9 protein-coding genes and 1 pseudogene are annotated in these 8422 nt (G+C 56.3%); 6 read left to right on the forward strand and 4 right to left on the reverse strand.

Annotated features, from left to right (window positions below; genetic code table 11):
* Positions 1-118 precede the first annotated feature (118 nt).
* Both M0974_RS28905 and osmE read right to left on the reverse strand, forming a co-directional pair.
* A complete protein-coding gene (locus tag M0974_RS28905) occupies positions 119-652 on the reverse strand; it encodes a ferritin-like domain-containing protein (RefSeq protein ID WP_297845138.1) in 534 nt (177 codons plus the stop codon).
* Positions 653-844: 192 nt separating this feature from the next.
* On the reverse strand, positions 845-1183 hold the full coding sequence (osmE, locus tag M0974_RS28910; protein ID WP_297845139.1) for an osmotically-inducible lipoprotein OsmE: 339 nt from the start codon (positions 1181-1183) through the stop codon (positions 845-847).
* Positions 1184-1331: 148 nt separating this feature from the next.
* Here osmE and M0974_RS28915 point away from each other — a divergent pair, with 148 nt between their 5' ends.
* Positions 1332-2222, forward strand: a complete 891-nt coding sequence (locus M0974_RS28915; RefSeq protein ID WP_297845141.1) for a triacylglycerol lipase — start codon at positions 1332-1334, stop codon at positions 2220-2222.
* Here the strand turns inward: M0974_RS28915 and M0974_RS28920 are convergent.
* On the reverse strand, positions 2217-3104 hold the full coding sequence (locus tag M0974_RS28920; RefSeq protein ID WP_297845143.1) for a DMT family transporter: 888 nt from the start codon (positions 3102-3104) through the stop codon (positions 2217-2219). The genes M0974_RS28915 and M0974_RS28920 overlap by 6 nt on opposite strands.
* A 94-nt stretch (positions 3105-3198) precedes the next feature.
* On the opposite strand from M0974_RS28920, the gene M0974_RS28925 reads away from it, so the two are divergent.
* The 3 genes from M0974_RS28925 to M0974_RS28935 all read left to right on the forward strand — a co-directional run bounded on the left by M0974_RS28925 (position 3199) and on the right by M0974_RS28935 (position 5485).
* Positions 3199-3984, forward strand: a complete 786-nt coding sequence (locus M0974_RS28925; protein WP_297845144.1) for a helix-turn-helix transcriptional regulator — start codon at positions 3199-3201, stop codon at positions 3982-3984.
* A gap of 92 nt (positions 3985-4076) precedes the next feature.
* A complete protein-coding gene (locus M0974_RS28930) occupies positions 4077-4376 on the forward strand; it encodes a PsiF family protein (RefSeq protein ID WP_297845146.1) in 300 nt (99 codons plus the stop codon).
* A 98-nt stretch (positions 4377-4474) separates the two neighbouring features.
* The gene (locus M0974_RS28935) at positions 4475-5485 is read left to right on the forward strand and encodes an AI-2E family transporter (RefSeq protein ID WP_297845148.1); all 1011 of its coding nucleotides are present in this window, start codon (positions 4475-4477) and stop codon (positions 5483-5485) included.
* 163 nt (positions 5486-5648) lie between these two features.
* On the opposite strand, the pseudogene M0974_RS28940 reads toward M0974_RS28935, so the two are convergent.
* A pseudogene (locus M0974_RS28940) lies at positions 5649-6913 on the reverse strand (Hsp70 family protein).
* 169 nt (positions 6914-7082) lie between these two features.
* On the opposite strand from M0974_RS28940, the gene cbpA reads away from it, so the two are divergent.
* A complete protein-coding gene (gene cbpA / locus M0974_RS28945) occupies positions 7083-8024 on the forward strand; it encodes a curved DNA-binding protein (protein ID WP_297845150.1) in 942 nt (313 codons plus the stop codon).
* A gap of 2 nt (positions 8025-8026) precedes the next feature.
* Complete coding sequence (locus M0974_RS28950) at positions 8027-8332, forward strand: chaperone modulator CbpM (RefSeq protein ID WP_297845151.1); 306 nt, start codon at positions 8027-8029, stop codon at positions 8330-8332.
* Positions 8333-8422 lie beyond the last annotated feature (90 nt).

Here is an 8422-nt window from a genome sequence, read left to right on the forward strand (position 1 = left end):
AGGAGCACCGCGTCGCCCCCTTCCCGAATAAATTCGGTCCCACAGAAGATCGGCCAGACACAAAAAAACGCCCGGTTGTCTTCAATTAACAAAGACAACCGGGCGTTTCTTAAACCACTTACAAATCTTTCAAAAGATCCGCCATGTCATCGGCGTGCTCTTCTTCTTGCGCAAGAATGTCTTCGAAGATCCTCCGACTGGTCGGATCATCTTTGCCTATGTACTGAATAATCTCGCGGTAGCTGTCGATGGCGATGCGCTCGGCGACGAGGTCTTCGTAGACCATCTCCTTCAGCGTATTGCCGGCAACGTATTGCGCGTGGGAGTTTTTTGATAGCAGGTCCGGGTTGAACTCCGGTTCGCCGCCCAGCTGCACGATTCGCTCAGCGAGCCTGTCGGCGTGCTCGGCTTCTTGGCCGGCGTGTTCCAGAAACTCAGCGGCTGCGACCGCGGCTTTCAGGCCGGTGGCCATATAGTAGTGGCGTTTGTAGCGCAGGACGCAGACCAGTTCAGTGGCCAGCGACGCATTGAGCAAGCGCACCACCTCTTCGCGATTGGCGCTGTAACCTTCGGTCACGGCACCGTTTTCCACGTGCTGACGCGCTCGTTGGCGCAATGTATTCACATCGGTTAATTGCTGCACATCGCTCATTATTAATCTCCAGGGCTAATCCGGTTTCCGTCTTACTCTGTGGGATCACCGTGAAAGGTCAACGGCGCCCCGGCATGATCGGTACCTAGTTGTGAGTGATGGCGCGTGAGAAAGTTTTATCGGATGCGTAAATTGCAAAAGCCTGAGGCTAAACGCATCAGGCTTCTGTTTGACACAGTACCAAGCAGAGACTTACATCGACGAGCGATCGTTGGCTTCGTGTTGGTCGCAGGTCATGAAACCCGAATCGTCGACCTTACCGTTGCCGTCAAAGGATACGTAATAGCTTTGTTGGCTACCTTCATGATTGAGCACGTAGTTGTTGCAGCTACCAGGGTGGACTTTGCGGTGTTGACGCGACGAAGGCTCACCGCCAGCGGTTAAGACATCTTGTTCATTCATGCCTTTTGCGACTTGTTTGACCAGCGGCTGATCGCGATAAGTAACGAAGTCCACGGGGTTTTGATGGGTGGTTGAGCAACCGGCCAAAACCGCAAGAACACTCAGTGTTGCCAAGGTTTGCTTGTACATACGTACGCTCCTGATAGCTGAGCCATTGTTGGCCCGATGAAGCTTTGAGCGATGGAAGGTAGCAAGAGTTCGATTAATAGATGGCGATCGGGCATCAGTCCATATAACGGCTACGATTCAGTCGCCCCTGTGTAAAAGGACCCGTGCCATGACGCAGAAATTCGCCACTCGTTACCCATTGGTGATGGTCCCAGGAATGCTGGGGTTTGTTCGGCTAGTGCTATACCCATACTGGTTCGGCATCCTCACGGCGCTACGTCGCGGCGGGGCCAAGGTGTTTCCGGTAATGGTGTCAGCAGTCAACTCCACCGAGGTACGTGGGGAGCAGCTGTTGTTGCAGATCGAGCAGATTTTACGGGAAACCGGTGCGGCGAAGGTCAACCTGATTGGCCACAGCCAAGGGGCGCTGACCATTCGTTATGCCGCCGCGAAACGGCCTGATTGGGTGGCGTCGGTCACCAGCGTTGCAGGGCCCAATCATGGGTCGGAACTGGCCGATTATCTTGAACGAGGCTTCCCTGTCGACACCGCCAAGGGCCGTTTGCTTAACCTTCTGTTGCGCGTGTTTGCGTGGTTGACGGCGCTGTTGGAGACCGGTTATCACGGGCCAAGGCAGCCTGTGGATATTCAAGCATCGCATCAGTCGCTGACCACCGCAGGTGTCGCGCTGTTTAACAGCCGGTATCCGCAAGGGCTGCCGCAAACGTGGGGCGGACAGGGCCCGGAGGAGGTCAATGGCGTGCGTTATTACTCTTGGTCTGGCACGTTGCAGCCGGGGCGCACTGATCGCGGGCTCAATCTTCTGGACGGGACCAACCGTAGCTGCCGGCTGTTTGCCCGCACCTTTACTCGGGAGGTTGGGCAGTGCGATGGCATGGTGGGGCGCTTCAGTTCGCATTTAGGCACGGTGATCGGCGACGACTATCCGCTCGACCACTTCGATATCGTCAACCAGTCACTGGGCTTGGTGGGCAAGGGCGCGCATCCCGTGCGCCTATTTACCGAGCATGCCGAGCGCCTGAAAGCAGCCGGTTTATAACGCCGGTGCTGCGGCGCCCAACGGCGTGGTCCAGCGCTCTGCGAGCACCACGCCGACCAGCGTCAACGCGCCGCCGATCAAATGATACGAGGCCAGATGCTCACCCAGTACCGCCGATGCGATCAGCGCGGTGGTAAGCGGCATCAGATTAAGAAACATTGCCGTGCGGCTCGGACCCAGACGGCGGATGGAATGCATCCACAACAATGGGGCAAGCATCGAAGTCGGGATGCATGCGTACAAAATCAGTGGAATGTTGCTCGGCGTCAGCCCCACTTTGGGCGACAGCAGGAACATCGGCAGCAGAACGATTACCGCAACCCAAATCTGCAGGTACAGCAACTGAAGGGGCGGAAGGCGCATCTGCCACTTTTTCAGCAGCGTGCTGTAGAGCGCGTAAGCCACCGTGGCCACTAGGATCATACCGTCGCCCAGGTTCAGCCCCCGTTCGAGCAGCGCGCTCAGGCTCCCGGCCGAAACCACCACCGCTACACCACTGAACGACAATACCGCGCCCACCAGTGCGCCAGTGGTCAACTGGGTGCCAAGGGTCGTAATTGACAGCCCTAACGCGATAATCGGCATCAACGACAAGATGATCCCCATGTTGGTAGCGGTGGTCATCGACGCCGCGAAGTACGCCAGGCTTTGATAAACCGCCATGCCGAGCACGCCGAGTACGAAGATCTTTTTCAGGTTGGGTTTGATCAGCGCCCAGTTCTTGATCACTGGCTTGAGCAAAAACGGGGTGAACAGAACACCCGCCAGCAACCAGCGATAAAAACCTATTTCGGCGGGGAAAATCACGCCGACCGTGAGTTTGTTGACCACGTTGTTGGCCGACCAGATAACGATTGTCAGCAGGGGAAGCAGGTATTGCATGGGAGCACCGCGAAGAAGTAAGACGGGATTATCCGCCTGTCTGTCGCGATGGCTATACTTCGTTTCGGACAACTTCCATTGGGCAGCAGACAGCATGACCACCAAGCTTCTCAGCATCCCTGATTTTTCCGGGCTGCCGTGCCCGGTGTACCTGCGCCATGATGAGTTCGGCGCTGACACCCATAGCGACGCTCATCGCCATGCTTGGGGGCAACTCAACTTTGTGAAACACGGCGTGATGGAAATTGAGATCGTTGGGCAGCGTTTTATCTCGCCGCCGCAATACGCGGTGTGGATTCCGCCCCACGCCGAACACAGCTGTTACAACCGCCAGGCCATCGTTTATCGCTCGGTTTACCTGTCGCTGGAACACAGCACGCACATGCCGAGTGAACCGTGCACGCTGGTCATCAGCGACATTCTTAAGGCAATTCTCAATGACTTTGCCGATCGCGACGTAAAAGTCCCACAGAGTGATGCCGATATACGACTGGCTCAGGTGATCGTCGACCAGCTATGTGTGGCGCCGGTGCAAACGCGCTATCTGCCCTACGCGCAAAGCCCCGGTCTGGTCTCGATTCTTCAGGCGTTACAGGCGGACCCCGGTAATAACCGGCCATTGGTCGAGTGGGCTAATAAAGTGCATGTCAGTGAACGAACGCTGGCGCGGCAATGCCTGCGGGAATTGGGCATGAGCTTCGGCGACTGGCGTCAGCGCCTGCGTTTCTTGACCGCCATCGAGGCATTGGAAGGGCGTCGCAGCGTGCAGGAGATTGGTTTCGACATGGGTTACAGCAGCGCCTCGGCCTTTATTTCGATGTTCCAGCGTTTGGCCGGTTGCTCGCCGGAGCAATATCGCCGACAAGCGAAAAGAGCCTGAGCGAGTCTTTCACATGCAGTAACACATCTCCGAGCGTTGGCTACACTTCAGCGCAAGCCGTGCTGCCAGCGCGGAAATCAGGAGATAACTCCATGAAAATGCTGCGTGTTCCATTATTGGTGATGGGTTTTTTGATGTGCGCACAAGGATTTGCCGCCACCGCGCAACAAAGCAAAATGACCACCTGCAATGCTGACCCTCAAGCAAAAACGTTGAAGGGCGATGAGCGAAAAGCCTTTATGAGCAATTGTCTCAAAGCCACGCCCGCAGCGGCGGCCAAGCCAGTTACGGCACAGCAGCAGAAGATGAAGGACTGCAACGCAGATCCTCAGGCAAAAACCTTGAAGGGCGATGAACGTAAAGCCTTCATGAGCACCTGTCTGAAGAAGTGATCGGTTGATCGTCGGCACCTTCCTTTTGAGCACTGGTCCTCGACTCGGAACGCTGGCAGACTGCCCACCTTTTCGCGCCGTTCGTTTCAGAGGCTGTCATGCCAACGTTTTCTCCGCGTCACGTGTTGTTGGCCAGTTTGATCATTGTGTGTGGCGGATTGCTGGCGGCGATACCGCTCAAACTTCTGCCCAGTCTGTTGGCCGGTTTGCTGGTTTTTCAACTGGTTAATATGCTGACCCCTAAGCTGCAATTGTTGATTGCCGGCGAGCGTGCGCGCTGGTTGGCTGTCGCATTGCTGGGTACGTTGGTGGTCAGCGTGTTGACCTTGCTGTTTGCCAGCGCCATCAGCTTTTTGCTGCACGAAGCGGAAAATCCCGGGGCGTCCCTGGGCAAGTTCATGACCGTCGTAGACCGTGCACGTGGTCAGTTGCCGCCGTTCATCGACAGCTATCTGCCCTCCAGTGCTGACGAATTCCGTATCTCTCTGGGTGCCTGGATGACCAAGCACGTGGGCGACTTGCAACTGTTGGGCAAGGGCGCGGCGCATACCTTCGTGACGCTGTTGATCGGCATGGTGCTGGGTGCAATCGTTGCGCTACAGCGTTCGATTGTTGGGCATAAGCGTAAACCGCTGTCGGCCGCACTGTTCGAACGCCTGGAGCTGCTTAATGAAGCGTTTCGCAATATCGTTTTTGCACAGATCAAAATAGCGCTGCTTAACACGGCATTCACTTCGGTGTTTCTGGCGATCGTGCTACCGCTGTGCGGGATTCATCTGCCGCTGACCAAAACCCTGATCATCCTTACCTTCCTCCTGGGCTTGCTGCCGGTAGTGGGTAATCTGATCTCCAATACCCTGATCTTTATTGTCGGTTTGTCACTGTCGATTTGGGTGGCCATCGCGGCGTTGGGTTATCTGATCGTGATCCACAAGCTTGAGTACTTTCTCAATGCGCGGATCGTCGGCGGCCAGATTAGCGCCAAATCGTGGGAGTTGCTGTTGGCTATGCTGATCTTCGAAGCAGCCTTCGGCCTTCCCGGGGTAGTTGCTGGGCCGATCTACTATGCGTATTTGAAAAGTGAGTTGCGTAAGTTGGGGTTGGTTTAAGCGGATCCGGGTCGTCCCCAAACCGGTGGGAGCGAACTTGTTCGCGAATGAAGCAGCGCGGTATGACAGACAAACCGCGGCGCCGGCTTCCCGAACAAGTTCGGTCCCACAGGATCTCGGTAGGGCCTAGGCTTGAGGCAGTTCACAGATCCCTGTAGGAGCCTTAGCCGTAGCGCTTTTTGGCTTCAATCGCCAAGCCGCTGCCGATGCTGCCAAAGATGTTGCCTTCCACATGGCGCGCGTTGGGCAGCATGGCGGAAACGCTGTTACGCAACGCCGGAATCCCGCTTGAGCCCCCAGTGAAAAACACCGTATCGACCAAATCGACGCTCACGCCTGCATCATTGAGCAACTTCGATACGCTGTTGCGCACACGGGTCAGCAACGCCTCGATGGATGATTCAAACAACGCGCGGCTCAGTTCAACGCTCAAGCCCGGTTGAATGCGATCAAGTGGCACATGACGGCTGTCTGCTTCGGTCAGCTGAATCTTGGTCTCTTCGACTTCCATCGCCAACCAATGGCCGGCACGCTGTTCGATCAGCTTGAACAAACGATCAATGCCGCCCGTGTCGACGATGTCATAACGCATGCTGGCCAGCGAAATCTGCGATTTCTGCGAATACACCGCATTGATCGTGTGCCAAGTCGCCAGGTTCATGTGATGACTGGTCGGCATATAGGCCTGGCTCTTCATCCGGCTGCCGTAACCGAACAGTGGCATAACGCCCTGCAGGCTCAATTGCTTGTCGAAGTCGGTACCGCCGATGTGTACGCCGCCGGTGGCGAGAATGTCGTCATGGCGGTCATCGACGAAACGGCGCTCGGGCGACAAACGGACTAGGGAGAAGTCCGATGTACCGCCGCCGATATCGACGATGAGTACTAACTCTTCACGTTCAATGGTCGACTCATAGTCGAATGCTGCCGCAATCGGTTCGTACTGGAACGACACTTCCTTGAAGCCAATCTTGTGTGCAACTTCCACAGAGTGTCTTCGGCTTCCTGGTCGGCAGCGGCGTCGTCATCGACAAAATGCACCGGGCGGCCCAGCACCACTTCGTCAAAGGGACGGTCAGCGGCTGTTTCGGCACGTTGCTTCAGTTGGCCGATGAACAGCCCTAGCAAGTCCTTGAACGGCATCGCGGTGCCAAGCACACTGGTGTCGTGTTTAATCAGCTTGGAACCCAGCAGGCTCTTCAGCGAGCGCATCAGGCGGCCTTCATAGCCTTCCAGGTACTCGTGCAGCGCCAGGCGGCCGTACACCGGGCGACGCTCTTCCATATTGAAGAACACCACCGAAGGCAGAGTGATTTTGCCGTCCTCCAGCGCGATAAGCGACTCCATGCCCGGCCGTAGCCAGCCGACAGTGGAATTGGATGTGCCGAAGTCGATACCGCAGGCACGGGCTGGAGATTCGTTTTTCATGCGCTTCATGTTCCAGTCAAAAAAACGGCCGCGCAGTGTATGTCAGCACACCGCAGATGCGTAGAGTGAAACGTCGGTTAGGTGCAGTTAAATCCGAAAAAGAGCATGCTACGCGCTGAGCAAGGGCCTTTTGAGGCTGCGCTGGATAATTGGGGATGGTGACCGTTAGATGGACTTCAAAGACTACTACAAGATTCTTGGGGTGGAACCTACCGCAGACGACAAAGCGATCAAGGTCGCTTATCGCAAGCTGGCACGCAAATATCACCCTGACGTCAGTAAAGAAAAGGACGCAGAGGACAAATTCAAAGAAGCGTCCGAAGCTTATGAGGTTCTCAAAAGCGCGGACAAACGTGCCGAATACGATGACCTGCGTAAGTACGGCCAACCGGGTCGCCCCTTCCAGGGGCCGCCGGGTTATCAGACCCGTGGCGGAGCCGCAGGCGGCTACGGCGAAGATGCAGGCGATTTTTCAGATTTTTTCAGTTCGATCTTTGGTGGTCGGGCTCAGCAAGGCCGGGGTCGAAGCGCTGGTCGTCGTGGTCAGGATGTAGAAATGGAATTACCGATCTTTCTCGAAGAGACCCTGTCGAACGAGTCCAAGCAAGTCAGCTTCAAAGTTGCTCAGCACGGCGCTGACGGCCAGCGTATGGCCGACGTTACCAAAACCCTGAACGTGAAAATTCCGGCCGGTGTGGCTGACGGCGAGCGCATTCGTCTTAAAGGGCAGGGCGCGCCGGGTGTTGGCGGCGGCGAAAATGGCGATTTGTACCTGATTATTCGCTTCGCACCGCACCCATTGTTCGATGTCGAAGGTCACGACTTGATCATCACCGTGCCGCTGGCGCCGTGGGAAGCGGCACTGGGCACCAAGGTTGCCGTGCCGACCCTCACCGGCAAGATCAACCTGACCATTCGTCCGGACAGCCAGAGCGGTCAACGCTTGCGGGTTAAAGGCAATGGTTTGCTCGACAAGCAAGGCCAGCGTGGCGATCTGTACGCCCAGTTGAAAGTTGTGATGCCCAAGACCAGTGATGACGCCACAAAAGCACTGTGGCAGAGCTTGGCCGATACAGCGGCATTCGATCCGAGAGCCCAATGGAGTAATTGATCATGAGCAGCCCCCTGATCGCAGAACTGGATATGAAGGAATTCTGTCAGGTGACCGAAATGCCGGCCGCCTTCGTGACCGAAATCGTCGGACACGGCATCCTCGAACCTCAGGGGCAGCGGCCTGATGATTGGCTGTTCGACGCCGATGCACTGGCCGTCGCGCGGCTAGCGATCAAGTTGCAGCATGATCTTGAACTTGAGTGGGAAGGCGTGGCGTTGGCGCTGGATTTGCTGACCGAGGTGGACCGTTTACGGGCAGAAAACTTCATGCTCAAACAGCGGCTGGGGCGTTTTTTGCTGGACTGATACGAGATTGGCGGTGGGCATATATCGCCTTTCCGAATGAATTCGGTCCCACAGGCTGTTAATACCGGTGGGAGCGAACTTGTTCGCGAA

It is taken from the genome of Pseudomonas sp. (assembly GCF_026224925.1).
GTDB lineage: Bacteria > Pseudomonadota > Gammaproteobacteria > Pseudomonadales > Pseudomonadaceae > Aquipseudomonas.

What these genes read in the sequence shown, in the direction of transcription:
- M0974_RS28950 (WP_297845151.1), top strand. Translation starts at nt 8,027, where the DNA reads ATGAGCAGCCCCCTGATCGCAGAACTGGATATGAAGGAATTCTGTCAG.
- M0974_RS28930 (WP_297845146.1), top strand. Translation starts at nt 4,077, where the DNA reads ATGAAAATGCTGCGTGTTCCATTATTGGTGATGGGTTTTTTGATGTGC.
- M0974_RS28915 (WP_297845141.1), top strand. Translation starts at nt 1,332, where the DNA reads ATGACGCAGAAATTCGCCACTCGTTACCCATTGGTGATGGTCCCAGGA.
- M0974_RS28905 (WP_297845138.1), bottom strand. Translation starts at nt 652, where the DNA reads ATGAGCGATGTGCAGCAATTAACCGATGTGAATACATTGCGCCAACGA.
- M0974_RS28935 (WP_297845148.1), top strand. Translation starts at nt 4,475, where the DNA reads ATGCCAACGTTTTCTCCGCGTCACGTGTTGTTGGCCAGTTTGATCATT.
- osmE (WP_297845139.1), bottom strand. Translation starts at nt 1,183, where the DNA reads ATGTACAAGCAAACCTTGGCAACACTGAGTGTTCTTGCGGTTTTGGCC.
- M0974_RS28920 (WP_297845143.1), bottom strand. Translation starts at nt 3,104, where the DNA reads ATGCAATACCTGCTTCCCCTGCTGACAATCGTTATCTGGTCGGCCAAC.
- M0974_RS28925 (WP_297845144.1), top strand. Translation starts at nt 3,199, where the DNA reads ATGACCACCAAGCTTCTCAGCATCCCTGATTTTTCCGGGCTGCCGTGC.
- cbpA (WP_297845150.1), top strand. Translation starts at nt 7,083, where the DNA reads ATGGACTTCAAAGACTACTACAAGATTCTTGGGGTGGAACCTACCGCA.